At 70.2% G+C, this 22,159-nt stretch carries 23 protein-coding genes; 8 read left to right on the top strand and 15 right to left on the bottom strand.

Features of this window, described 5'->3' with window-relative positions; translation table 11 throughout:
• Positions 1 to 4 precede the first annotated feature (4 nt).
• Entirely contained in the window at positions 5 to 616 is a 612-nt protein-coding gene (locus DMP23_RS11635) for a TetR/AcrR family transcriptional regulator (RefSeq protein ID WP_336161012.1), read from the bottom strand.
• A gap of 73 nt (positions 617 to 689) precedes the next feature.
• Here DMP23_RS11635 and DMP23_RS11630 point away from each other — a divergent pair, with 73 nt between their 5' ends.
• Positions 690 to 2,252 carry an AMP-binding protein gene (locus DMP23_RS11630; protein WP_337821022.1) on the top strand — a complete coding sequence of 521 codons (1,563 nt, stop codon included), beginning with the start codon at positions 690 to 692 and terminating at the stop codon, positions 2,250 to 2,252.
• A 13-nt stretch (positions 2,253 to 2,265) separates the two neighbouring features.
• On the opposite strand, the gene DMP23_RS11625 is transcribed toward DMP23_RS11630, so the two are convergent.
• The 3 genes from DMP23_RS11625 to DMP23_RS11615 are packed head-to-tail and all read right to left on the bottom strand — an operon-like array spanning position 2,266 to position 4,932.
• A complete protein-coding gene (locus DMP23_RS11625) occupies positions 2,266 to 2,889 on the bottom strand; it encodes a flavin reductase family protein (RefSeq protein WP_337821021.1) in 624 nt (207 codons plus the stop codon).
• Positions 2,890 to 2,942: 53 nt separating this feature from the next.
• On the bottom strand, positions 2,943 to 4,148 hold the full coding sequence (locus DMP23_RS11620) for an acetyl-CoA C-acetyltransferase (protein WP_337821020.1): 1,206 nt from the start codon (positions 4,146 to 4,148) through the stop codon (positions 2,943 to 2,945).
• A 13-nt stretch (positions 4,149 to 4,161) separates the two neighbouring features.
• On the bottom strand, positions 4,162 to 4,932 hold the full coding sequence (locus DMP23_RS11615) for an SDR family oxidoreductase (protein ID WP_043835638.1): 771 nt from the start codon (positions 4,930 to 4,932) through the stop codon (positions 4,162 to 4,164).
• Positions 4,933 to 5,001: 69 nt separating this feature from the next.
• On the opposite strand from DMP23_RS11615, the gene DMP23_RS11610 reads away from it, so the two are divergent.
• Complete coding sequence (locus tag DMP23_RS11610) at positions 5,002 to 5,826, top strand: SDR family NAD(P)-dependent oxidoreductase (RefSeq protein WP_337821019.1); 825 nt, start codon at positions 5,002 to 5,004, stop codon at positions 5,824 to 5,826.
• A 471-nt stretch (positions 5,827 to 6,297) separates the two neighbouring features.
• Here the strand turns inward: DMP23_RS11610 and DMP23_RS11605 are convergent, their stop codons facing one another.
• Positions 6,298 to 7,530 carry an NADH:flavin oxidoreductase gene (locus DMP23_RS11605; protein ID WP_134667758.1) on the bottom strand — a complete coding sequence of 411 codons (1,233 nt, stop codon included), beginning with the start codon at positions 7,528 to 7,530 and terminating at the stop codon, positions 6,298 to 6,300.
• 139 nt (positions 7,531 to 7,669) lie between these two features.
• Here DMP23_RS11605 and DMP23_RS11600 point away from each other — a divergent pair, with 139 nt between their 5' ends.
• Positions 7,670 to 7,945 carry a hypothetical protein gene (locus DMP23_RS11600; RefSeq protein ID WP_134667757.1) on the top strand — a complete coding sequence of 92 codons (276 nt, stop codon included), beginning with the start codon at positions 7,670 to 7,672 and terminating at the stop codon, positions 7,943 to 7,945.
• On the opposite strand, the gene DMP23_RS11595 is transcribed toward DMP23_RS11600, so the two are convergent.
• The 5 genes from DMP23_RS11595 to DMP23_RS11575 are packed head-to-tail and all read right to left on the bottom strand — an operon-like array spanning position 7,939 to position 12,226.
• Positions 7,939 to 9,333 (bottom strand): amidase, encoded by a 1,395-nt coding sequence (locus tag DMP23_RS11595; RefSeq protein ID WP_337821018.1) that lies wholly within the window; start codon positions 9,331 to 9,333, stop codon positions 7,939 to 7,941. The two genes, DMP23_RS11600 and DMP23_RS11595, sit on opposite strands and share 7 nt — an antisense overlap.
• 22 nt (positions 9,334 to 9,355) lie before the next feature.
• Complete coding sequence (locus DMP23_RS11590) at positions 9,356 to 10,117, bottom strand: SDR family NAD(P)-dependent oxidoreductase (RefSeq protein WP_337821017.1); 762 nt, start codon at positions 10,115 to 10,117, stop codon at positions 9,356 to 9,358.
• Positions 10,114 to 10,758 (bottom strand): PaaI family thioesterase, encoded by a 645-nt coding sequence (locus tag DMP23_RS11585; protein WP_337821016.1) that lies wholly within the window; start codon positions 10,756 to 10,758, stop codon positions 10,114 to 10,116. Before DMP23_RS11585 ends, DMP23_RS11590 begins: the two co-directional genes overlap by 4 nt.
• Positions 10,758 to 11,531, bottom strand: a complete 774-nt coding sequence (locus DMP23_RS11580; RefSeq protein WP_037812263.1) for an SDR family oxidoreductase — start codon at positions 11,529 to 11,531, stop codon at positions 10,758 to 10,760. The genes DMP23_RS11585 and DMP23_RS11580 overlap by 1 nt, the downstream gene beginning before the upstream one ends.
• 50 nt (positions 11,532 to 11,581) lie before the next feature.
• Positions 11,582 to 12,226, bottom strand: coding sequence for a TetR/AcrR family transcriptional regulator (locus DMP23_RS11575; protein WP_051728922.1), 645 nt, complete (start codon positions 12,224 to 12,226; stop codon positions 11,582 to 11,584).
• Between the two features lie 142 nt (positions 12,227 to 12,368).
• Between DMP23_RS11575 and DMP23_RS11570 the strand changes: the two genes are divergently transcribed.
• The 4 genes from DMP23_RS11570 (at position 12,369) to DMP23_RS11555 (ending at position 15,807) form a co-directional block, all read left to right on the top strand.
• A complete protein-coding gene (locus tag DMP23_RS11570; RefSeq protein WP_337821015.1) occupies positions 12,369 to 13,862 on the top strand; it encodes an FAD-dependent oxidoreductase in 1,494 nt (497 codons plus the stop codon).
• A gap of 69 nt (positions 13,863 to 13,931) precedes the next feature.
• A complete protein-coding gene (locus tag DMP23_RS11565; protein WP_337821014.1) occupies positions 13,932 to 14,486 on the top strand; it encodes a TetR/AcrR family transcriptional regulator in 555 nt (184 codons plus the stop codon).
• Positions 14,444 to 14,794: a hypothetical protein gene (locus DMP23_RS11560; protein ID WP_043835659.1), complete on the top strand. Its 351-nt coding sequence runs from the start codon at positions 14,444 to 14,446 to the stop codon at positions 14,792 to 14,794. The genes DMP23_RS11565 and DMP23_RS11560 overlap by 43 nt, the downstream gene beginning before the upstream one ends.
• Positions 14,794 to 15,807 (top strand): alpha/beta hydrolase, encoded by a 1,014-nt coding sequence (locus DMP23_RS11555; RefSeq protein ID WP_337821013.1) that lies wholly within the window; start codon positions 14,794 to 14,796, stop codon positions 15,805 to 15,807. Before DMP23_RS11560 ends, DMP23_RS11555 begins: the two co-directional genes overlap by 1 nt.
• Positions 15,808 to 15,860: 53 nt before the next feature.
• Here the strand turns inward: DMP23_RS11555 and DMP23_RS11550 are convergent, their stop codons facing one another.
• The 5 genes from DMP23_RS11550 to DMP23_RS11530 all read right to left on the bottom strand — a co-directional run bounded on the left by DMP23_RS11550 (position 15,861) and on the right by DMP23_RS11530 (position 21,127).
• Positions 15,861 to 16,781, bottom strand: a complete 921-nt coding sequence (locus DMP23_RS11550) for a VOC family protein (RefSeq protein WP_134728642.1) — start codon at positions 16,779 to 16,781, stop codon at positions 15,861 to 15,863.
• A 28-nt stretch (positions 16,782 to 16,809) separates the two neighbouring features.
• A complete protein-coding gene (locus DMP23_RS11545; protein WP_037812269.1) occupies positions 16,810 to 17,994 on the bottom strand; it encodes an acyl-CoA dehydrogenase family protein in 1,185 nt (394 codons plus the stop codon).
• Positions 17,995 to 18,094: 100 nt separating this feature from the next.
• Entirely contained in the window at positions 18,095 to 19,702 is a 1,608-nt protein-coding gene (locus DMP23_RS11540; protein ID WP_337821012.1) for a class I adenylate-forming enzyme family protein, read from the bottom strand.
• Positions 19,703 to 19,791: 89 nt separating this feature from the next.
• Positions 19,792 to 20,277 (bottom strand): nuclear transport factor 2 family protein, encoded by a 486-nt coding sequence (locus tag DMP23_RS11535; protein ID WP_337821011.1) that lies wholly within the window; start codon positions 20,275 to 20,277, stop codon positions 19,792 to 19,794.
• Position 20,278: 1 nt separating this feature from the next.
• On the bottom strand, positions 20,279 to 21,127 hold the full coding sequence (locus tag DMP23_RS11530) for an LLM class F420-dependent oxidoreductase (RefSeq protein ID WP_337821010.1): 849 nt from the start codon (positions 21,125 to 21,127) through the stop codon (positions 20,279 to 20,281).
• A 159-nt stretch (positions 21,128 to 21,286) separates the two neighbouring features.
• Here DMP23_RS11530 and DMP23_RS11525 point away from each other — a divergent pair, with 159 nt between their 5' ends.
• On the top strand, positions 21,287 to 22,111 hold the full coding sequence (locus DMP23_RS11525; protein WP_037812275.1) for an IclR family transcriptional regulator: 825 nt from the start codon (positions 21,287 to 21,289) through the stop codon (positions 22,109 to 22,111).
• The last annotated feature ends 48 nt before the right edge of the window (positions 22,112 to 22,159 follow it).

Below are 22,159 nucleotides of genomic sequence, written 5' to 3'. Positions count from 1 at the left end.
CCGCTCAGTCGGCGAGCAGCCCGCCGTACAGCATCGCGAGGTACTGCTCCGCCACGACGTCGTGGCGGAGCTTTCCGCGCGGGTTGTACCAGCGGACCGACGACCAGACGGTGTCCCGGATGAACCGGTACACGAGGCTCACCTCGAGGTCGGCGCGGAATTCGCCGGTCTCGCGGCCCGCCTGGAGCACGCCGAGCCACAGTTTTTCGATCTTCAGCGACGTCTTCCCGACGAATTCGAAATCGGCGAGGCTGCCGACGACGGCCGATTCGTTCTGGTAAAGCGCCACCGCGAACGGCCGCTCGTGAATCGTCGCGAAGGCGGTGTACACCAGCGCGTCGAACTGCTCGCGCGGCGTGCCGTCCTTCCCGGCGATCTCGGTGAACGCGGCCAGCAGGTCGTCCATGAACTCCTTGAGGATCTCGCGGAGCATGTCCTCCTTGGACGCGAAATGGTGGTACAGGCTCCCCGAAAGGATGCCCGCCTCGTCGGCGATGTCGCGGACGGTGGTCTGGGAATAGCCCCGGGTCGCGAAGAGCTGAGCGGCGATGCCCAGCAGCTCGCCGCGCCGGGTGCCGCCGTTCTTGACCGGGGCCCGGCCGGTTCGCGGAGTCATCGCATGGATCCCTTCCTGCCCGCTGCTTTCCCCTATGCTACCGAACAAGCACTTGTTCAGTGAGGAGACCCGCGTGTCGACACCTCGCACGATGCCCGCCCTGCTCGACGAAGCCGCCCGCCGCCACGGCGGCGCCCCGGCTGTGGTCGACGGTACGACACAGCTGTCCTGGACCGCATTGCGGGAGCGAGTGCGGGTGGTTTCCCGCGCACTGGCCGCGGTCGGCGTCCGGTCCGGCGACCGGGTCGCGGTGTGGTCGCCGAACCGGGTGGAGTTCATCCTGACGTTCCTGGGCGCGCAGTGCCTCGGCGCGGCGCTGGTGCCGATCAACACCCGGTACCGCGGCGAGGAAGCCCGGGTGGTGCTGGAACGGTCCGGTGCGTCAGTGCTGGTGCTGTGCAACGGATTCCTCGGCAACGACTATCTCGGGATGCTCACTGAAGCCGCTTCCCGTTCGGGCGGCTCCGGTGCGGTGCCTGGACTTCCGCAGCTGCACACCGTGATCGACCTCGGATCGGACGGCGTCGCGTTGCCGTGGAAGGAATTCCTCGCCAGGGCGGAGGCGGTGCCTGCCGTCGACGAATCCGTGGTGACGCCTTCGACGGTGGCGGACATTCTCTATACCTCGGGCACCACCGGCGTCCCGAAGGGCGTGATGAGCACGCACGCCCAGACGATCGGCGTCGCGGATGTCTGGGCGAAGGGCGCGTCGCTCACTCCCGCCGACAACTACGCGATCGTGAACCCGTTCTTTCACTCCTTCGGCTACAAGGCCGGCGTGGTCGCGGCGATCACCGCTGGCACGACCATCTACCCGGTGCTGACCTTCGACCCGGTCGCGTTGATGGAGCTAGTCCAGCGAGTTGGCATCTCAGTGCTGCCCGGTGCGCCGACCATCTTCACCACGCTGATCAACCACCCGCGCCGCACCGAATTCGACCTGTCGTCCCTGCGCTTCGCGATCGCCGGCGCGGCTTCGGTGCCGGAGAACCTGTTCTCGGACATGCTGGAAATCCTCGGTTTCGAGCAGGTCGCGCAGGCGTACGGACTCACCGAATGCGTGGTGGCGACCCAGTCGAGGCCGAACGAGGACCCTCGCCACGTCGCCCACACGACCGGCCCGGCGGTACCCGGCCTGGAGATCCGCGCGGTCGACAGCGAGGGCAGGGACGTGCCGGTCGGCGCGGACGGCGAAATCCTCATCCGCGGCGAGTTCGTGATGCTCGGCTACTTCGACGACCCGGACGCGACCGCCGCGGCGATCGACGCCGACGGCTGGCTGCACACCGGCGACGTCGGACAGCTGGACGAACACGGCTGCGTCAAGATCACCGGACGGCTCAAGGACATGTTCACTGTGGGCGGGTTCAACGTGTACCCGGCCGAGGTGGAAAACGTGCTGAGCACCCACCCGGACGTCGTGGAAGCCGCGGTGATCGGCGTGGACGACGCCCGGATGGGCTCGGTGGGGCGCGCTTACGTGACGCTGTGGGCGGGAGTCGAGCTGGATGCGGAGGGGCTGCGCGAGTACTGCCGGGAACGGCTGGCGAACTTCAAGGTGCCGCGGGAGTTCGTGGCGATCGCGGAGCTGCCGCGGAACGCGAGCGGGAAGATCGTGAAGCGGGAACTGGCCTGACGGTCTCCGCGGCTCACCGGGAACTCAGCGGAGCGGACTCCGACGTAGTGGCCCGGAAAGTCCGCCCCAGTTCCGGCCCCCGGCCGACATAGTGGCGAAACACGTAAAACAACGGCTCCCAAGCCGCCACGCGAATGTGCCGGAGGTCCGGTTCCGCGAGCTCCGGATGGACGTGCACCCGCAGCACCTCGGCTTCGACGATGCCCAGACTTGGGTCGCCGGGATGCCGCACGGCCGTCACCCGGCATTCGACCTGGAGCGGGCATTCCGCGGCCCGGTCGACCGCGACGAGGTCGGCCGGGACCGGGGTCAGACGGGCCGCACCGAATTTGTCGCGTTCGGTCCGGAACTGGCCTGCCTTGTGCTCCGGCACCACGGGAGCGCCGGTCAGCCCGGCCAAGCGTTCGACGGCGGGCCACAGTTCGGCGCTCGGGTAGTTCAGCACGCAGTCCGGCCGCTCGCGCAGGTTGGCGAAGGTGTGGCCGGTGCTGCCGAAGCCGAGCACGGCGGTGCGGCCGAGCACCCAGGCCGACGACATCGGGGCCAGGTTGGTCGTCCCGTCGGCGTTCGCACTGGACAGCAGCACGACGGGCGTGCCGGGGTAGAGCACCGGCGGGTCGATCACGACGGAATCCATGACCGCATCCTGGCGGCGGGACGGTTCGGCGGGCACCGAACCGTCCCGCGCGATCAGACGAGCCGCTCCAGCACCATCGCCATGCCCTGGCCGCCCGCCGCGCACATCGTCTCCAGGCCGAAGGTCGCGTCCCTCGCCTGCAGGCCGTGCAGCAGCGTCGTCGCCATTCGCGCGCCCGTTGAGCCGAACGGGTGGCCCAGGGCGATGGCCCCGCCGTGCACGTTGACGCGGTCGAGGTCCAGGCCCAGCTGGTCCACGCACGGCAGCACCTGCGCGGCGAAGGCTTCGTTCATCTCCACCAGGTCAACGTCCTCAACGGACAGTCCGGCCCGGCTCAACGCCTGCTGGCTCGCCTCGACCGGGCCCAGCCCCATGATCTCCGGGCTCAACGCCGACACCCCGGTGGCGACGATCCGCGCCAGCGGCTGGATCCCCAGCTCGCGCGCCCGGACGTCGCTCATCACCACGAGCGCGGCCGCTCCGTCGTTGAGCGGGCAGCAGTTCGCCGCGGTAACCGTCCCGTCTGGACGGAACACCGGCTTCAGTTGAGATACCTTCTCCAGCGTCACGCCCGCGCGCGGACCGTCGTCTGTGGACACCACAGTGCCGTCCGGCAAGGTCACCGGCGTGATGTCCTTCTGCCAGAACTCCCCCGCCGCCTCGGCGAGATTCTGGCTGCGCACCGCGAAGGCGTCTTGGTCCTCCCGCGACACTCCACAATGGTCAGCGACGTTCTCCGCGGTCTCGCCCATCGCGATGTAGACGTCCGGCAGCGCACCGTCTTTCCGCGGGTCTGTCCATTGCAGACCACCGGCGGCCCGCTTCTCCGTCACAGCCATCGCGTCGGCGTAAAGCGGGTTCTTCGTGTCCGGCATGCCGTCGGCTTTCCCTTGGGAGAACCGCGAAACGCACTCGACGCCCGCCGACACGAACACGTCGCCCTCGCCGGCGCGGATCGCGTGCATCGCCATCCGCGTGGTCTGCAGCGAGGACGCGCAATAGCGATGCACAGTCGTGCCGGGCACCGCGTCGAGGCCGAGTCGCAACGCGACCATCCGGCCGAGGTTGTACGCCTGTTCTCCGGCCGGTTGCGCGCAGCCGAGCATCAGGTCGTCGATCCGGCCGGCCTCCGGGACCGCGGCCAGCGCGGCTTCGACCATCTGCGCGGCGAGGTCGTCCGGCCGCAGGTCCTTGAGCGAGCCCTTGTACGCCCGCCCGATCGGCGAGCGGGCGGCGGAGACGATCACAGCTTCGGGCACAGCGAGGTCCTCCTCAGGCGTTCGGGGTGTGCTGGAGGAAGGCGGGCCATTCGCCGCCTCCGTCCACATTGAGCACCGCTCCGCTGACATGGCTCGCGAGCGGCGACGCGAGCAGCAAACAGGCTTGGCCGACCTCGGCCGGCGACGCGAACTGTCCGCGCGGGATCGTCCGGGCGACCGCGTCGCGCTGCGCCGGATCGCCGTAGTGGTCCTCGGAACCCGGCGTCTCGACCAATCCGCAGCTGACCGCGTTGACCCGCACCTGCGGAGCCCACTCGACCGCCAAGCTGGTCGTGAGACTTTCCAGCGCCGCCTTCGCCGCGCCGTACACCGCGGTGCCCGGGCTGGGCCGCCGCGCCGAAATCGACGTGATGTTCACCGCCGACGCCCCGGGCGTCTCGCGCAGGATCGGATGCGCAGCCTGGAGGACGTACGCCGCGGACAGGAAGTTGAGCTCGTTGATCTTGCGGTGAAACCGCGGCGACGCCTCGGCGAACTGCGCGAACGGCGCGCCGCCCGCGTTGTTGACCACGACGTCGAGCCGTCCGTGCCGCTCGCCGATCTCCTCCAGCCACTGCCGGACCTGCTCCGGCTCCCGAACGTCGACCTGCGTGAACCGCGGCTTGCGGCCGTCCGCCTCGCGCAGCTGCCCGGGCTCCGTGCGTCCGCAGATCTCGACCTTGGCGCCCGCTTCGAGGAACGTCGCCACGATGCCGTCGCCGACTCCGCGCGCTCCGCCGGTGACGAGGACGACGCGATCGGTCAGGTCGAAGCTGACAGGCATGCTGCTCCTTCTCGCCGGGAGCGCTCAGCCTACCAAACAAATGCTAGGTTGAGGACGAGGAGGTTTTCCATGCCACAGGAAGCAATCCGGCGAGTCAGCATCGTCACCGGGGGCGCGCTGGGGATCGGCGGGGCGACCAGCCGCCGCCTCGCCGCGCGCGGGGACCTGATCGTGCTGAACGACATCGACGCCCCCGCCGCTGCCGCCGCGCGCGCCGAGATCGAGGCGGCCGGCGGCGCGTGCGAAACGGTCATCGGCGACATCGTGACGGACGAGGCGGTCGAGGCCGTCACCGCCGCGGCCCTGCGCCTGGGCGACGGACGGATCGACGTCCTGGTCAACAATGTCGGCGATTTCCGCCCCGCTTCCCGGGATTTCCTGCACAGCACGCCGGAGCAGTGGGCGCGCTTGCATGAACTGAACCTGCTGCACGTCTTCAAGCTCACGCACCAGGTGCTGCCGCACATGATTTCGCAGGGCTCCGGCGTGATCGTGAACAATTCGACGGTGGAAGCGTTTCGCGGCATCCCCGGACACGCGGTGTATTCCGCTTACAACGCCGGGGTTTCGGCGTTCACGAAGAGCCTGGCCGTCGAGGTCGGGCGGCATGGCGTGCGGGTGAACGCGATCGCGCCGGACCTCGCGGACAGCCAGCAGACACCCGCCGCCGCGATGCTGCGCGACAACGACCCGGCCGCGATCGAAACCTGGGTGCCGCTGGGCCGGTTCGGGCACGTGGACGAGTACGCGAAGGTGATCGAGTTCCTGACGACGGACGCGGCTTCCTACGTAACCGGCCACACGATCCCGGTGGACGGCGGGACGCTCGCGGCGTCGGGATGGTATTTGCGGACGAACCGCAAGGGGTTCACGAACTTTCCACGGGAAACGTGAGGCGGTGAGGCGGTCCGGCTCCCTTCGGCTCACGCCACCCACGGCCCCGTCCTCGCCTCACTGCTGCCCGTCCTCGGCCCGTCACAGCCCCGCCTTCACCTCACCACGGCCCGTCCTCCCCCACTACAGCCCCGTCTTCACTCCCCCACAGCCCGTCCTCACCCCGCCACAGCCCCGCCTTCGCCCCGTCACAGGCCGTCCTCACCCCGCCACAGCCCTGCCCTGACCGCACCACGGATTCGTCCCTCGCCCCGCGTCGGCCCTGCCGTCGCGCCGCCAGGCCCCGTCTTGGCCGCATCGCGACTCCGCCCGCCCACCAACACTCGCCGAGCCCGCGCACCACCACGGCCCCTCCCACGAGCCGCCAACCCCCGCCCGGCCCACGCGCAGCCGACCAGCCGGGCGGCAACCCGAACGGTGCCTCGTGAGTGTTCATACCGGTTAGAACCGGTATGAACACTCACGAACCGCTCAGCCCACGTACCCCGCAGGCTGTCCCCAGTCCGCGCCCCGCGTCGTAGTCCGGTCCACCAGCACGCATCGCGTCCCGGTGAAGTTCGTCGGCATGCACTTGTTGCAGTGGATGCACAACGACGGCGTCTCCGGCTCCGCCGCGATGCGGTTCACCAGATCCGGCTCGCGCAGCAACGCCCGCCCCATCGCGACGTACTGGAACCCTTCCCGCATCGCCAAATCCATCGCCGCGCGGTCGGTGATCCCGCCGAGCAGCACCATCGGCAGCTTCACCGCGGCTCGGATCTGCCGAGCGTCCTCGAGCAGAAACGCGTCCCGGTAAGGATATTCGCGAATGAAATGCTTCCCGACCGCCTGCACGCCCAGTTTCAGCGGCTGCGGCATCACCGCCGCGAACTCGCGAACCGGCGCGTCCCCTTTGAACAGATACATCGGGTTGAGCAGCGACGATCCGGCGGTCATTTCGAGCGCGTCGCAGGTGCCGTCGGCTTCGAGCCACTGCGTCACCGGGATCGCCTCGTCGAGCCAGAAGCCGCCGGGGGCACCGTCGTCCATGTTCATTTTCACGATCACCGCGATCCGGTCGCCGACGGCGTCGCGCACCGCACGCATCGTGTCGCGCGCGAGCCGGGCGCGGTTTTCCAGCGAACCGCCGTATTCGTCGGTGCGGTGGTTGAGTTTCGGGCTCAGGAAGGAACTGATCAGGTAGTTATGTCCTAAGTGGACCTCGATGGCGTCGAAGCCGCACTCGATGGCGCGCAGGGCCGCGTCGGCGTGGGCGCGTTTGACGCGTTCGATGCCCGCGTGGTCGATTTCCTGGGCGAAACTGAGCGTCGTCTTGTGGAAGTACCGGCTCGGCGCGAGCGCGGGCAGCCCGTTCCCCTTCGGATTCGCGACCGGCCCGCCGTGCCCGATCTGCGCCGAGACCGCCGCGCCCTCGGCGTGCACCGCGTCGGTGAGCACGCGCAGTCCAGGGAGGGATTCGTCGGTCCAGTAAATCTGATGCCGGTCGGTGCGGCCTTCCTTGGCGACCGCGCAGTAGGCGACCGTCGTCATCCCGACGCCGCCCTTCGCGTAGCCGACGTGGAAATCGACCAGATCCCGGGTGACCCGGCCGTGATGGCTGAGCCCCTCGTAGGTCGCCGCCTTGACAACGCGATTGCGCAACTGCACCGGCCCGAGCCGGGCAGGAGCCAGCGGATCGGGCGGGGTGGGGGTCGTGGAAGTCACCCTGCCACGGTAGGAAACGGAGGGTGCGGCCCGCTCCCACGATCTCGGTGACCGGGAGAGCGGCGGGCTCTTGAGTGCGGTAACGCCGCGGCCGGGCCCGGCGACTTCTCTTCATGCCTCACCAGAGGAGAAACCGCCCATGACCGATTTCAAGCCGCGTCCCCGCTATCACCCCGACGCGTTCACCGGCCCCGTCGCGATCGCCGAGCGGCTCAAGGAAGCGTCCGAAACGGACGGGCCGACGGACTACGCGAACCGGATCAACCTGGAGATCCTGGGCCAGCTCGCGGCGATCCGACGGCACGCGCTGGTCATCGCCACCATTGTCGTGCTGTGGGCGATCCTGACCTCGATCGGGATCATCGTCATCACGGCGCAGCTGCTGAGTAGTGCGTCGCCCGCACACCGCTACTGAGGGACCGGCCAGGGAGCCGCTTCCTCCAGCTGCGCCGCCAACGACAACAACACCCCCTCCTGCCCCAGGTCCGCCGCGAACTGCACCCCCAACGGCAGTCCGTCGTCGTCGCTCCCGAGCGGCAGTGAGATCGCAGGCATCCCGGTCACGTTGAAAACGCTAGTCCACGCCGAAAACCCGGCCGCGTGCTCATAGATCGACGCGGGATCCGTCGTGTCCAGCAAGCCCAGCGGCGGAGTCGGAAGCGGCAGGATCGGCGTGAGCAGGACGTCGTAGGAGGTGAAGACCTGCCCGACCTCCCACCCGATCTCCTGGGCCCGCCGCAGTGCGCGGTGGAGTTGGTTGGCGGTCAAGCCCCGGTAATGGTCCAGCAGCAGCTCAGTGAACGGCTCGACATCGCCCGGCTGGAGTTCGCGGCCCAGGGTGGCCAGCCGGTCTTCGACGATCACTACCAGGTCCGCGCCCATCAGCACTCCGCCGGTCGTACGGACGTCCGGGAAATCGAACGGGGCCACGGTTTCCTCGACGTGATGGCCTAGTTCCTCGCACAGTTTCGCCGTCTGCTGCACGGCGGCCAGGCACGCCGGATGCGGGTCGACGCCGGTTCGGGCTTGGGTGGCGAGGCCGATGCGGAGGCGGCCGGGAGCGCGGCGGGTCGCGTCGAGGAAGGTGCCGGGAGACGTCGGGGCGGCGAAGGCTTCACCCGGGAGTGGTCCGGCGATCGCGTCCAGCAGGGCGGCGCTGTCACGGACAGTCGTGGTCACCGCGTGGGCGACGGAGACCGGGGCGGCGAGGGTGCCGGAGTCGGGGGCGCCGGTGGTGCGGCCGCGGCTCGGTTTCAGGCCGACCAAACCGCACATGGCCGACGGAATCCGGATCGAGCCGCCGCCGTCGGTTGCGTGGGCGGCGGGGACCAAGCCCGCGGCGACGGCTGCCGCGGAACCGCCGCTGGAGCCGCCGGGTGAGCGGGACGGGTCGTGCGGGTTGCGGGTGGGGCCGTGCAGTTGCGGTTCGGTGCTGGCGTTGAGGCCGAACTCCGGCGTGTTGGTGGTGCCGAGGATGACCAGACCGGCGCGCTTGTAGCGGCGGATCAGTTCGCTGTCCACTGTGGACACTGCGGCGGCGAAGAGCGCACTGCCCTGGGTCGCGGGGAGACCGGCGATTTCAGTGCCGAGGTCCTTGACCAGGAACGGGACTCCGGTGAGCGGGCCGTCCGGGAGACCGGCGTCGATTTCCGCGAGAGCGGCCTCGAAGCGGCGGCCGACGACGGCGTTGAGCTGCGGATTCGCCTCCTCGATGCGGGCGATCGCCTGCTCGGCGGCTTCCCGGGCGGACAGGTCGCCGCGGCGGATGGCGGCGGCGGTGTCGAGGGCTGAAAGGGTGGACACAGCGAGGTCTCCTCAGAAGGGCTCAGCCGAAGAAGGCTTGGCCGCCGTCGAGCGGCACGGTGGCTCCGGTCAGGTAGCGCAGATCGGAACCGACCAGCGCGACGACGGCGCGGCCGATGTCCTCTTCGCATTCCCCGATCCGGCCCATCGGAATGGTCGCGACGAATTCGGCGGCCTCTTCGGGATTGTGCTCGGTCCACCATTTCAGCCCCGGTGACAACGCGTGCGGCGCGATCGCGTTGACCCGGATCCCGTCGCGCGCCCACTCCACCGCGGCAGTGCGCGACAGCGAGCGCAAGGCTTGTTTCGCTGCGGCGTAAGCACCGTAGGTGGTGGGATCCCAACGCACCATCGCTGACGTGACCAGGTTGACGATCGAACCATCACCGGTCGCCTTCAAATGCGGGTGCGCAGCTTTCATGAACGCGAAAGCAGCGAACGGTCCGGTCTCGAAACCTCGCGCGAAATCCTCGTCGCTCATTTTCAGCAACGGGCCGAAAGCACCGGAGTACGCATTGTTGACCAGAATGTCCAGCCGGCCGAACCGCGAAACAACCTCGTCGACAACGCCGGGAATAGCCGTAGTATCCGCGACATCGCACTCGAACGGCTCCGCGGAACCTCCCCGCTCACGCACGAGGCGACAGGTCTCGTCGAGTTTGCCGCGCGTACGCCCGAGAACCGCGACCGACGCCCCCTCCCCTGCCAGCGCCAGCGCGATTCCTTGCCCGACGCCTTGTCCGGCACCCGTCACCAGGGCCACCCGGCCCGCGAGCGTGTTCATCGGCCTCCTTCGTCTGGGGCAACCGGTCGCGCGACGTGTTTCGCCACGAAAATGCCGTCGGCGGAAACGCAAACCTGGCCGCCGGCGAGAATTTCGCCGGTGGTGTGGATCCGGCGGCCCTCGCTGGATTGCTGCCGCGCGCGAATCGTCAGTTCCTCGAACAGCGGGGTCGTCCGGTGGTAGCGGACGCTGAGCGTGCCGGTCATCCCGTCCGGCCCGGGCCCCCAGCTGTTGGCGACGCCGAGCGCGTGATCCAGCAGCAGCGCGGAAATCCCGCCGTGCACGCAGCCCGGCGGACCCTGATAAGGCAGGCCGAGCGTCACGGTTCCGGTGACCGAGCCGTCCGGCAAACCGTGCAGGCGCAGCGGCGGCGCGAGCGCGTTTTCCGGGCCGGTAACGGGATCGTGGCGCGGTCGCCCGGCCCACATTCCGACGAACCGGTCTTGCCGCTCCGGCGCGTGTTCCTCGAGCTGGTCGGCGATCCGGTCGAGTTCGCGGGCGATCTCGGTCATCGGCGCGGCGCTGTCCGCACCCGCGTGCAGGAGCGCGCTGACCACCCGGCGGGCCGCCGCGACGGCAGCGTCGATGCCGTCGTCGTTCGGGACGGGCGACAACGGGACGTTTTCGGCGTAAGTCGTCATCAGTAGTGCGCCGCCGGGCGGAGGGTTGCCTCGGCGCCGCCGTCGACGTAGACGACCTGGCCGGTGATGTGCGTGGTCGCGGCGTCGGCGAAGTACGCGAGGACGCGCGCGACATCCTCCGCAGCCGCGTAACCGTGCAGCGGCATCGGGACTGCTTTGTCCATCACCGCTTTCATCTGCGGGTCGGCGAAAAGCCCGTCGGTCATCGGCGTCCGGACCACGCCAGGCGCGACCACGTTGACCGCGATTCCCGCGTCGGCCCAGCCGGGCGAAACCGACGTCCGGCGCGCCCATTGCGCGATCGCGGACTTCGAGGACGGGTACAGCTGGAGCGCGCGATTGTCCGCGATCGCCGCGCGGGCGGCGGTCAGCGCGGCTTGCTCGTCGCCGCGCAGGCAGGCGTCGACCACGGCGGGGTCGTTCGGCTGGGTCCCGGAGATCGAGCCGACCAGCACGACCCGCGGCGCCTCGGATTTCGCGAGCAGCGGCTGCAGGGCTTCGATGAACTCGGTGCTGCCGAAGTAGTTCACCGTGACCATGGCTTCGCCGGGATTCGACGTGCCGGCGCAGGTCACCACGGCGTCCACCGGCCCGGTGCGCTTGCCGACCTCCTCGGCGGCAGCGGCGCGACCGTGCGGGGTCGAAAGGTCCGCGTCCACGTCGCTGCCCGCGAGGTCGACGCCGAGGACCCGGTCGCCGCGTTCGGCGAGGAGACCGCTGAGCGCCGCCCCGATCCCCGAACTCGCTCCGGTGACGACGACGGTGCGCGGCATGAGGGCCTCCTGAGGTGGGGTTCCGGGAACGGCCCCGACGCTACGAGGACTCAGCCCGGCGCGGCGGTCCCATCCCGGTCACCGGGAGAACCCGGCCCGCCCAGCCCCGCCAGCAGCAACCGGCAAGCCAGCACCGTGTCCGCCTCCGCCTCCTCGGCGGTGATGTGCCCGTTCAGCTGGGAGGTCAGCACGCCGTACCAGGTCTGCTCGATCAGCCGGACCAGACGTCGGTCGTGCTCGCTCGCCTCGGCCACCCCGGCGACGCGCAGGATCAGGTCGGCGAACTCGACCGTCGCGGCCATGTTCGGCGACTCCCCCGCGACGGTCGCGTTGTTCGACTGCAGCATCGCCTGCGCGAGCCGCGGCCGTTCCAGCAGGCGGCGGGCGGCGTCGACCAGCACGCGCGCGACCGCCTCGGCCGGTTCCTGGCCGGGTTCGACCGGGACGCTGTTGCGGTCCAGCTGCTCGACCTGGCTGTGCAGCAGCGCGGTGAACAGGACCGTCTTGGACGGGAAGTACCGGTAGAGCGTGGCGATGGCGACGCCGGCGTCGCGGGCGACGTCGAGCATCTGGATCCGGTCGAGGCCGTGCTCGGCGCCGTGGTCCGCGGCCGCTCGCAGGATGCGGCGGTAGCGCTCCTGCTGCGCGGGCGAACTCGGCGTGGCCGGCGCCCGGTTTTCGGCGACTCTCGGCACCGCGACTCCTCCGCTCGTGATCAGGCCATTCTCGCGCACGATCCTCCCATCGGGGGCCGCCGCTACCGGTGAGTGGGATGACCGCGCCCCGGCGCGCCGCGGATGCGGTTGGCTCGCCGGGTCGCGACGACTTGGAGGACTCATGGCTTTCGACGACCAGTTCGACGTGGTGGTGGTCGGGTCCGGCGCGGGCGCGCTGACCGGCGCGTACCTCGCTGCCCGGGCCGGGTTGCGCACCGCGGTGGTCGAGGCCGCGGACCGGCTCGGCGGCACTTCCGCGTACTCCGGCGCGGCCTGCTGGCTGCCCGGCACGCAGGTCCAGGAGCGGTTCGGGGTCGCGGATTCCACCGCCGCCGCGCGCGAGTACCTGCGCGCGCTGCTCGGCGAGGACCGGACCGGGCGGCAGGAGGCGTTCCTGGCGAAGGCGCCGGAGCTGGTCGCGACGCTGGAGGCGGATCCGGCGCTCGAGTTCGAATGGCGGGCGTTCCCGGACTACTTCGACCGGCCCGGCCGCGTCCCCGGCGGACGCTCGTTCGTCCCGGTCGACCTGCCGCTGTCCGAGCTGGGCGAACGGGCCGAGCTGGTGCGTCCGCCGGTCGACCGCGACCGCGCCGGTCGCGGGCACCGCGACGCCCCGTTGGACGGCGGCCGCGCGCTGATCGGCCGGCTGCTGCTGGCCTTCGACGCGACCGGCAACGGCACTGTCTTCACCGGTACGCCGGTCGACGAGCTGGTGGTCGAGAACGGGCGGGTCGTCGGCGTCGGACCGCGGCGGATCGGGGCGACCTACGGCGTCCTCATCGGCGCCGGCGGGTTCGAGCGGAACGCGGACCTGCGGGAACAGTCCGGCGTGCCCGGCTCGGCGGCGTGGTCGATGGCACCAGCGGAAACGAACCGCGGCCAGGTCCTGGCGGCGGCGATCGCACTGGGTGCGGCCGTCGACCTGATGGACGAGGGCTGGTGGTGCCCGGGAATCGCGATGCCGGACGGCGGCGCGTCGTTCACGCTCGGCTTCCGCGGCGGACTCGTCGTCGACCGCGACGGGCGGCGCTACGCGAACGAATCGCTGCCATACGACCAGATGGGTCGTGAGATGGCAGCGGACCCGGCGCGACGGGTCCCGTCGCACATCGTGTTCGACAGCCGCGAGGGCGGTCGGCTGCCCGCGATCGCGTTGCCCGGCGGACGGCCGGACGACCACCTGGCGGCCGGCACCTGGGTGGAAGCGGACACGCTCGCGGAGCTGGCGAAGCTGATCGACGCGCCCGAGTTGCCCGAGACCGTTGCCCGGTTCAATTCTTTCGCCGAAGCCGGGCACGACGCGGATTTCGGCCGTGGCGAGGACGAATACGCACGGCACTTCGCGAATCCGGTGCTGGTCCCGGTGGATCGCCCGCCGTTCCGCGCCGCCCGGCTGGTGCTGTCGGACTTGGGCACGAAGGGCGGCCTGGTGACCGATCCGGACGCCCGGGTGCTGCGCGAGGACGGTTCGGCGGTGGAAGGCCTTTACGCGGTCGGGAATTCAGCGGCTTCCATGACCGGCGGTTACTACCCGGGGCCGGGTATTCCGTTGGGCACGGCGATGGCTTTCGCGGCCCGGGCGGTCGACGATCTGGTGGCACGGGCCGGAAGCTGAGCCGGAGCCGGAATTTTTGAGGAACGATCGTTCTTGACTGATCGTTCCTCAAAAGGCTACCGTCAGGACATGGGCAGGCGAAGGGCATTCGACGAGGACGAGGTGGTGCGCGCCGCCGTGGGGTTGTTCGGCGGCCGCGCGTACGACGGAGTGTCCGTCGACGACCTCGTCACGCACCTCGGCGTGCACCGCAACAGCTTGTACAAGACGTTCGGCAGCAAGCGCGGCCTCTATCTGGCCGCGCTGCGCCGCCATCTCGCCGACGACGTCCGTCCCCTGGCCGGAGCGCTCGCCGCGGCGCCGGACGCCGCGACGGCGCTCCGGCTCGTCGCGTCGGCCGACCTCGGCCTGCTGCTGCTCGCGGCGGTCGAACGGGCGCCGGCCGACGAGGAGGCGGCTGCCGAGGTCGCCGAGGCGCTGGCCACGCTCGACCAGGCGATCGCCGACGCGCTCGGCATCTCCACCGCACTGGCCGCCGCCCTCACGTCCGCCGCACTGGGCCTCCACCTGCGCGGCGACCCCGGCGACCCGGGCACCGCGCTGGCCAACTGCTCGATCCCCTTAACTGACAAGGAAAAGACATGGCATTGGTCACCATCGACGGCGGCAACCTCGTCGTCGTGATCGAAGGTCTCGACAAGCTGTGGGCCTTCAAGAGCAGCCTGACCATCCCGCTGGCCAACGTCCGCGGCGCGACCGCGGACCCCGGCATCGCCGCCGACCCCAAAGGGATCCGCGCGCCCGGAGCCCACGTGCCCGGCGTGATCACGGCGGGCACGTTCCACCTCGACGGCGAAAAGGTTTTCTGGGACGTCAAGGATCCGGCGAAGGCCGTCGTGCTCGAACTCGCCGACGAGCGCTACGCCCGCCTCGTCCTCCAAGTCGACGACCCGCGCGCGACCGTCGCACTGGTCGAGAAGGCGCTGCGCTGATGCTCTCCCACCTCGCAGCAGTCGCACTGACCATGGCCGCCCCCGTCGCGGCGGCGCCCGATCTCGTGCCCGCTGCCGACCGCGAAATCGTCTTCACCGTCGAGGGGACGCCGACGTACGGCACCCTGCACGTTCCCGCGCACCGGGCCGGCCAACGTTTGCGCGCCGCGCTCCTGCTGCCCGGCAGCGGCCCCACCGATCGCGACGGCAACCAGCCGCGCATGTCGCCGAACACCCTGGCGCAGGTAGCTGATGCGCTCGACCGCGACCGGGTCGTCACGCTGCGGTTCGACAAGTACGGAACCGGCGCCACCGGGCTCGGCGCCTACCGCGACCATCCCGAAACACTCGACTATCCGGCGTTCGTCCGTCAGGCGAAAGCCGCCTACGAGACGTTGCGCGAACAGCCGGAGACAGCACCGCACGCGCTGACTGTCGTCGGGCACAGCGAAGGCGCGATGACCGCGCTGCTGCTCGGCGGCTCAGTCCGTCCCCGTCCGGCCGGCCTGGTGCTGCTGCAACCCCAAGCCCTCCGCTTGCTGGACCTGGTCGCGCTCCAGCTGCACGCCCAGATCGCCGAGGCGGCCCGCCACGGCCAGCTCGACCCCGAGCAGCAGCGGACTGTCGACGCGGCGATCGACGCCGCCGTCACCGCCCTGCGCGAACACCGGCCGGTCGACGCCACCGGCCTGCCGCCCGCCGTCGCGCAGCTGTTCCAGGGCTTCCAAGGGCAGAACGGCCGGTTCGTGGACAGCGACGACGCCGTCTACCCGCCTGCCACCGCCGCGGCGCTGCGGCCGGGGACCAGGGTGCTGCTTACCTGTGGCACGAATGACGCGCAAGTTCCTTGCGCTACAACGGATGCGCTGACCGTCGCCCTGCGCCGCGCGCACGTCGGCGGACCGGGCCGGGTGCGGCTGCCCGGAGTGGACCACCTGCTGCACGACGCCGGCCATCCGGATACGCCCGCGCCTGCTGTGCTCGACGCCCTGCATCGATTTGCGGGGCGCTGAGGGGTCGTGAGTGGCGATCGCGGTGCTAACCGGGATCGCCACTACACCCACCCTCACTGCGGCGAAGTGAACGCCGCCAACTGCTCCGACCCGGACCAGTCGTGCCCCCAATAACTGTCCCGCGTGATCTCCTCCGCCGTATAGAACCGCTCGTCCACCAGCATTCCCTCGGTCCCGTACTCCAGGTCCCACCCGCCAGGCGCCCGGACGTAGAACGAGACCATCTTGTCGTTCGTGTGCCGCCCCAGCGTCGAGGACACCGAGAATCCGCGTTTGCCGACCTCGTCCAGGGCTCGGCCGACCGCGTCGAGGGAGTCGACCTCGACCATCAGGTGCACCAGGCCGGGCGGTTCGCCGTGCGGGGCCGGGCAGATCGCCAGGCTGTGGTGGCGCTGGTTGACGCCCATGAACCGCACCCGGCGGGGTTTCTGGTCCGGGGCCGCGCCGCCCATCGCGACCGCACCGCGCGGGAGGAAGCCGAGCACCTCGGTGTAGAACGTCTCGACCTCGGCGAAGCTCGTCGTCGGCAGCACGACGTGGCCCATGCCCTGCGCGCCGGTCACGAACTGCTGCGTCCACTTCGTCCGCACCGGGTCGTGGTCGAGGACCGGGCCGAAGAACACCTCGACCGGGGTGCCGGACGGGTCGTCGAAGGTGAGCGCCGAATCGACGCGGCGTTCGCGGCATTGCTGTTCCGACAACACTTTCACCGCGGTACCGGACGCCTCCACCGCGCGCCCGACGGCGGCCAGCGCGAACTGGTCGCGCACCTCCCAGCCGACCGCGAGCACGCGGTCGTCCTCGCCGGGCAGCACGATCAGCCGTGCCTCGCGCTCGTCCATCCGGAGGTACAGGCCGTCGGCGACCGGGCCGGCCGACTCGGCGAAGCCCAGCGCCTCCACGGTCAACTCGCGCCAGCGCGGCACGTCCCGGCTCTGGACCCGGAGGTATCCGAGCCCTCGGATCTCGGTCATGGCGAAACTCCTTGCGGGGTGGGGAAAATCAGATCATGGACAGCATCGGTCCGGGCGGCGGCTCGACGTCGAGGTCGGTCAGCGCGGACGCGTGGAACACCGAACCGGGCACGTGGATCGCGTGCGCCAGGCCCATGTGGCCGTCGCGCCAGAACCGCTGGATCGGGTTGTCCATCCGCAGGCCGTTGCCGCCGCTGCGGGCGACCACCTCGTCCATCGCGCGCACCGCCCGCCACGCCGCGGCGACCTGGGTGCGGCGCGACGCGGCACGGTCCGCGAGCGTCGCCGGCTCGCCGGCGGCGGCCTTGTCGTAGAACCGGGAAACGTTGTCCAGCATGGCGATTCGCGACGCTTTGATCTCCTCGGCGGCGGCGCTGATCGCGTACAGCACGTACGGATCGTCCTTCACCCGGGTGCCGGTGATTTGCACGCGCGTGCGTTGATATGCCAGATGCGCGGCCAACGCACCTTCCGCGATGCCGATCACCGCGGACGTGATGCCGAGCGGGAAAATCGTCGTGAACGGGACGCCGTACGTCGGGTTGGCGCGACCGGATTCCCGCAGCGCGCTGCCGTCGGTCATCCGGCTGAACGGCACCGCGCGGTACTCCGGGACGAACGCGTCCTTGACGACGATGTCCTTGCTGCCCGTGCCGCGCAGGCCGACGACGTCCCAGGTGTCCTCGACGATTTCGTAGTCCGCGCGCGGCAGGATCACGTGGTAGTTCCGGGGCGGCTGCACCACATTGCCGTCCGCGTCGCCGAGGAAACCGCCGAGGAAAATCCAGTCGCAATGGTCGGTTCCGGACGAGAACTGCCACCGTCCATTGAAGACATACCCGCCGTCGACCGGCTTCAGCACACCCATCGGCGCATACGGCGAAGCGATCCAGGTGTCGTTGTCCGCACCCCAGATTTCTTCCTGCACGCGACGATCGCAGAGCGCCATTTCCCACGGGTGGACGCCGACGATCCCGGCGACCCAGCCCGTCGAACCGTCGAGCGAAGCCAGCCGCATCACCGTTTCCGCGAATTCGCGCGGATGCGCTTCCGCACCGCCGTAATCGGCGGGCTGGAGCATTTTGATCGCGCCGGTTTCCCGGAGCACCTTCGCCGCTTCGTCGGCGAGCCGGCCGAGCCGCTCGTTTTCCGGTCCGAGCGCGGCGATCTCTTCGGACCGTTCCTCGACGGCGGCAAGAGCGGGATGGGTCATGGCGCTTCCCTTTCTCCGGTCCGGATACGGTGCGGTCCCGGCTGCCCTGAGCCTCCCAGCGGAACCCGCGAGCGCGCGGGTGCGCTCCCGGTCAACGGGATCAGGGCCGCGGCACCTGGTTCCGCACTACCTTGCCGGTCACGTTGCGCGGCAACGGTTCCGTCCCGATCCGCCACCGCGACGGGACCTTGTAATACGCCACCCGCTCGGCCGCAAACGCCCGCAGCTCCTCCGCGTCGACCGGTGCCGAGACCACCACGACCGCAGCCACTTCCTGCCCCAGGTCGACATGCGGTACGCCCAGCACAATGCATTCCCGCACCGCCGGGTGTTCCGCGAGCACGTTCTCCACCTCGGCCGGATAAACGTTCTCCCCGCCGTGCAGGATCAAATCCGAACGCCGTGCGGTGAGCCGGAGCAGCCCCTCGGAAAGAACCCCGATGTCCCCGGTGTGCAGCCACCGATCGGAGTCGATAGCGGCCGCGGTGGCCTCGGGGTCTTCCCAATAGCCGAGCATCGTGAACGGACTGCGGACGCAGATCTCCCCCGCGCTGCCGTCCGGCATCACCTCGCCGAACGCGTCCCGGATCTCCAGTTCCACCGTCGCGATGGGACGCCCGACAGTACCGGGGAAAGCGGCCAGATCATCCGCATTGGCAACGGAAATCGCCGTGGACGATTCCGTCAGCCCGTAACTGTCGACTAATCCCTGTTCCGCTATCGGGAGTTCCGCGCGCAGCCGTTGGTGAAAGGCTGGTGAAGAAGGAGCAGCACCGAGCGTGAACGCAGTCAGCGAGGAAAGGTCATACCGCTCGAGGTCGCCGTGTTCCAGCAGCCGGTGCGCCATGGTCGGCACGACGCCCCAGTTCGTCACCCGCTCAGCCTCGACCAATCGCAGCACCCGCTCCGCGTCGAAACCGCCCTGGTGCACCACAACCGCGCTGCCGTCGGCGAGCCGGGGCACCACCAGGTTGTGCAGTCCGGCGATGTGGAACAGCGGCACCCCGAGCAGGTACCGCCGCGCGGACGGCTCCGCCGGGTCGCCGAGCGCACGGGCGATTTCGCTGTTCAGGCGGTGAAACTCGATCACCGACGTCAGGTTCCGGTGCGTGTGCACTGCGCCTTTCGGCCGTCCGGTGGTGCCGCTGGTGTAAAGGATGACTGCCGGATCGTCCTCGGCCACAACGCACGAAGGCAGCGGTACCTCCCGGCGCGCCAGCCGGGGAATGTCCTCCTCGACGGTCAGCACCGGAACGCCGTCCAGCAGCGCCGCCCGCTTCGAGTCGGCGACCACCAGAGACGGTCGGGTATGACCGAGCGCGTACGCCAGCTCCCGCCGTGACCACCACGCGTTGTAGCCGACCGCGATCGCGCCCAGCGACACGGTCGCCCAGAACGCGACCACCCACTCCGGACTGTTCGCGGCCGCGATCGCGACCCGATCGCCCTTTCCGATCCCGTATTCGTCGCGAAACGCACCCGCCACCGACGCCACCTGCCGGGCGTGTTCGGCGAAGGTGATCCGACGGTCAGCCGTCACCAGATACTCGCGTTCACCGTGCCGCGCCGAAGCCGCGAGCACCTCCCCCAGCGACCGCGCGCGATGGGCGAACACCGTCATCGGCACGCCCAGCACCTCTTCGGTGCGCAGTTCGCACGGCCCGCCGGGCGCGGTCAGCGCCTGCCGAGGATCAGCGGAGAGGCTCATCCAAGGTCTCCCTCCTCGCACCGGTGCGGGCGTGATTGTGCCTGCTCGCAGCGGGGAGCGCCGGGCCGATTCCAGTGACCGGGACCGGCTCAGCGGAACGCTGGCTCGCCGTACGCGCCCTGCCGCAGCAGCCCGGGCGACTCGGCCCGGCCGTCGAGAACCCGGTTGGTGCGCCGGTTGACCTTCCAACCCTCGTCGGTGCGGGCAAGCGCCCAATGGTTCGCGGTGGCGCGCCGGATGACAAAGCGGTCGTCCTGATATACCACCATCAGCGAGTGGCAGACCGCGATCGCCGTGTCGCCGTCGACGGTCACGTGCGGCGGGCCGACGAAATGCGCGCATCCGCCGGAGATCCAGCCCTGGTGGGCGCTCGACCGCACCATCCGGGCCAGCTGCTCCCGGCCTTCGAGGTAGATCTCGTCGACGTCGTACGCGCCGTCCTCGGTCCACAGCGCGGCGACGTCCTCGGCCGCGCCGGCGTCGACCAGCGGACCGTACGCGGCGATCAGCCTGCTGATCTCGCGTTCGTCCTCCAGCCGCGCGAGCCGCGCCTCCAACTGGGCGATCCGGTCCACTTCAGACCTCGCTTCCTAGCTCGGCGAGCGCTTCGAGCTGCTCGCGGTAGTGGTCGGCCGAGTGCGCGGCGATCCGCGCGCTGATCGTCGTCGCCCCGGCCTCGACCACCCGGGTCAGCCGCTCCCGGCAGGAGGCCGCGCCGGGGTCCAGCGGCCGTCCGGGCGACAGCACGACCTGGAAGCCCTCCGGCAGCGCGACCGTGCCGAGCATCCGGCGCAGATCTGCCAGCGACAATCCGAACGGGACCCAGCCGTCAGCGAGCTCCACCGCCCGCCGGAGCGAGCGCTTGGTTCGGCCGCCGATCCACAGCGGGACTTTCGCCTGGACGGCATGCGGTTCGACGATCATCCCGCCGAAGTCGTAGTGCGGTCCGCGGTACTCCGGCAGCCGCTGCGACAACGCGGCCCGCAACGCCCGGAGCGCATCGTCGGCCCGCTCGCCGCGCTGTTCGAACGGCGCGCCCAGCAGGTCGAACTCCTCCCGCAGCGATCCGACGCCCAGGCCGAGCACGAGTCGTCCGCCGCTGACCGTGTCGAGCGTTCCGTAGCGCTTCGCGATCTCCAGCGGGTGGTGATATCCCAGCACGAGGACCTGCGTGACCAACCGGATGCGGCTGGTACGAGCAGCCAGGAAGCCGAACGTCGCGAGCGGATCCCAGTACGTCGAGCCGCGCTGCTCCGCCACCTCCACCGGCACCGCGACGTGCTCGCTGCACGTCAGGTGATGGAAGCCGAGGCGGTCCGCGGTCTCCGCGATCCGCGCCAGGTCTTCGATGCCCGCGCTGTCCTCCCAGGCGTTCGGATCCCCCGGCAGCCGGGTCACCACGGGGCTCACGAGGCCGATGTCCATGCCGCCATGCCTACCGGCCGCCGCGCCGGCGCGTGCGGGTCCTCCCGCTGATCGGGAGCCGTGCCGCACTCGTGACCCGCCGCGTGTTGACGCTCCGGGAGGCCGCCGTGTTACCGTCAAAACTAGAAATGATTTCAATTCGTCCGCGAGGAGCACAGCATGACGGTGGTCGCGATCGAAACGGACTCCCTCGGCACGGATGTCGCGCGGGACCGCGCCCTGCCGCCGTCGATGGTCGAGCGGATGACGCTGATCCTCGACGCCTTCGACGCGCCGAGCACCCGGCTCACCCTCGAGCAGGTCGCGCGCACGACCCATCTCCCCCGTTCGACCGCGCACCGCATCCTCGACCAGCTCGTGCGGCTGCAGTGGCTGTCTCATTCGTCGTTCGGCTACGCGCTCGGCGCACGGGCGCTGAACCTCGGCGGCACCGGCGGCAACCACCTCGAACTGCGCGAGGCGACCGCGGCTGTGCTGCACGAACTGCAGTTGCGCACCGGGATGGTCGCGCACCTGGCGATCCTCGACGGCGCTGACGTCCGGTATCTCGACAAGGTCGGCGGCCGGTTCGCTGCGGTCGTCCCGTCGCGCGTCGGCGGCCGGGCGCCCGCGCAGTGCACCGCGCTCGGCAAGGCGATGCTCGCGTGGCTGCCCGCCGAACAGGTCGAGGACCGGGTCATGCCGACGCTCGGCCGCCAGACCAGCCGCACGATCTGCGACATGGTGACGCTGCACCGCGAACTCGGCCGGATCCGCGACCGCAACGGCCTCGCCTTCGAACGCGGCGAATGCTTCTCTGACATCTCTTGCGTCGCCGCTGCCATCCGAGGACCGGAAGGACCCGAGGCGGCGATCTCTCTCGTCGGCGACGCCCAGACCGCACTGGAGCGTGTCGCACCGCTCGTCGTGGTCGCCGCGCGGCAGGTCACCCAGGAGTTGTACCCGATGGTCCGGCTGCGCACCGCCGAGCCTGCCTGGAACTGACAGTCCACAGAGGACTCTCGGTCACCGGGACGTCACCGGCCTCGGGGC

Origin of the sequence: Amycolatopsis sp. A1MSW2902, from assembly GCF_017312175.1 — a bacterium.
Lineage (GTDB): Bacteria > Actinomycetota > Actinomycetes > Mycobacteriales > Pseudonocardiaceae > Amycolatopsis > Amycolatopsis nivea.
Note: the sequence above shows the minus strand (reverse complement) of the source record. Positions and strands in the feature narration are given on the sequence as shown.

Bases quoted from the DNA above. Each gene is read 5' to 3' on its own strand.
- DMP23_RS11635 (WP_336161012.1), bottom strand. From the start codon at position 616: ATGACTCCGCGAACCGGCCGGGCCCCGGTCAAGAACGGCGGCACCCGG.
- DMP23_RS11625 (WP_337821021.1), bottom strand. From the start codon at position 2,889: ATGGATTCCGTCGTGATCGACCCGCCGGTGCTCTACCCCGGCACGCCC.
- DMP23_RS11615 (WP_043835638.1), bottom strand. From the start codon at position 4,932: ATGCCTGTCAGCTTCGACCTGACCGATCGCGTCGTCCTCGTCACCGGC.
- DMP23_RS11610 (WP_337821019.1), top strand. From the start codon at position 5,002: ATGCCACAGGAAGCAATCCGGCGAGTCAGCATCGTCACCGGGGGCGCG.
- DMP23_RS11600 (WP_134667757.1), top strand. From the start codon at position 7,670: ATGACCGATTTCAAGCCGCGTCCCCGCTATCACCCCGACGCGTTCACC.
- DMP23_RS11590 (WP_337821017.1), bottom strand. From the start codon at position 10,117: ATGAACACGCTCGCGGGCCGGGTGGCCCTGGTGACGGGTGCCGGACAA.
- DMP23_RS11585 (WP_337821016.1), bottom strand. From the start codon at position 10,758: ATGACGACTTACGCCGAAAACGTCCCGTTGTCGCCCGTCCCGAACGAC.
- DMP23_RS11580 (WP_037812263.1), bottom strand. From the start codon at position 11,531: ATGCCGCGCACCGTCGTCGTCACCGGAGCGAGTTCGGGGATCGGGGCG.
- DMP23_RS11570 (WP_337821015.1), top strand. From the start codon at position 12,369: ATGGCTTTCGACGACCAGTTCGACGTGGTGGTGGTCGGGTCCGGCGCG.
- DMP23_RS11565 (WP_337821014.1), top strand. From the start codon at position 13,932: ATGGGCAGGCGAAGGGCATTCGACGAGGACGAGGTGGTGCGCGCCGCC.
- DMP23_RS11560 (WP_043835659.1), top strand. From the start codon at position 14,444: ATGGCATTGGTCACCATCGACGGCGGCAACCTCGTCGTCGTGATCGAA.
- DMP23_RS11555 (WP_337821013.1), top strand. From the start codon at position 14,794: ATGCTCTCCCACCTCGCAGCAGTCGCACTGACCATGGCCGCCCCCGTC.
- DMP23_RS11550 (WP_134728642.1), bottom strand. From the start codon at position 16,781: ATGACCGAGATCCGAGGGCTCGGATACCTCCGGGTCCAGAGCCGGGAC.
- DMP23_RS11545 (WP_037812269.1), bottom strand. From the start codon at position 17,994: ATGACCCATCCCGCTCTTGCCGCCGTCGAGGAACGGTCCGAAGAGATC.
- DMP23_RS11540 (WP_337821012.1), bottom strand. From the start codon at position 19,702: ATGAGCCTCTCCGCTGATCCTCGGCAGGCGCTGACCGCGCCCGGCGGG.
- DMP23_RS11530 (WP_337821010.1), bottom strand. From the start codon at position 21,127: ATGGACATCGGCCTCGTGAGCCCCGTGGTGACCCGGCTGCCGGGGGAT.
- DMP23_RS11525 (WP_037812275.1), top strand. From the start codon at position 21,287: ATGACGGTGGTCGCGATCGAAACGGACTCCCTCGGCACGGATGTCGCG.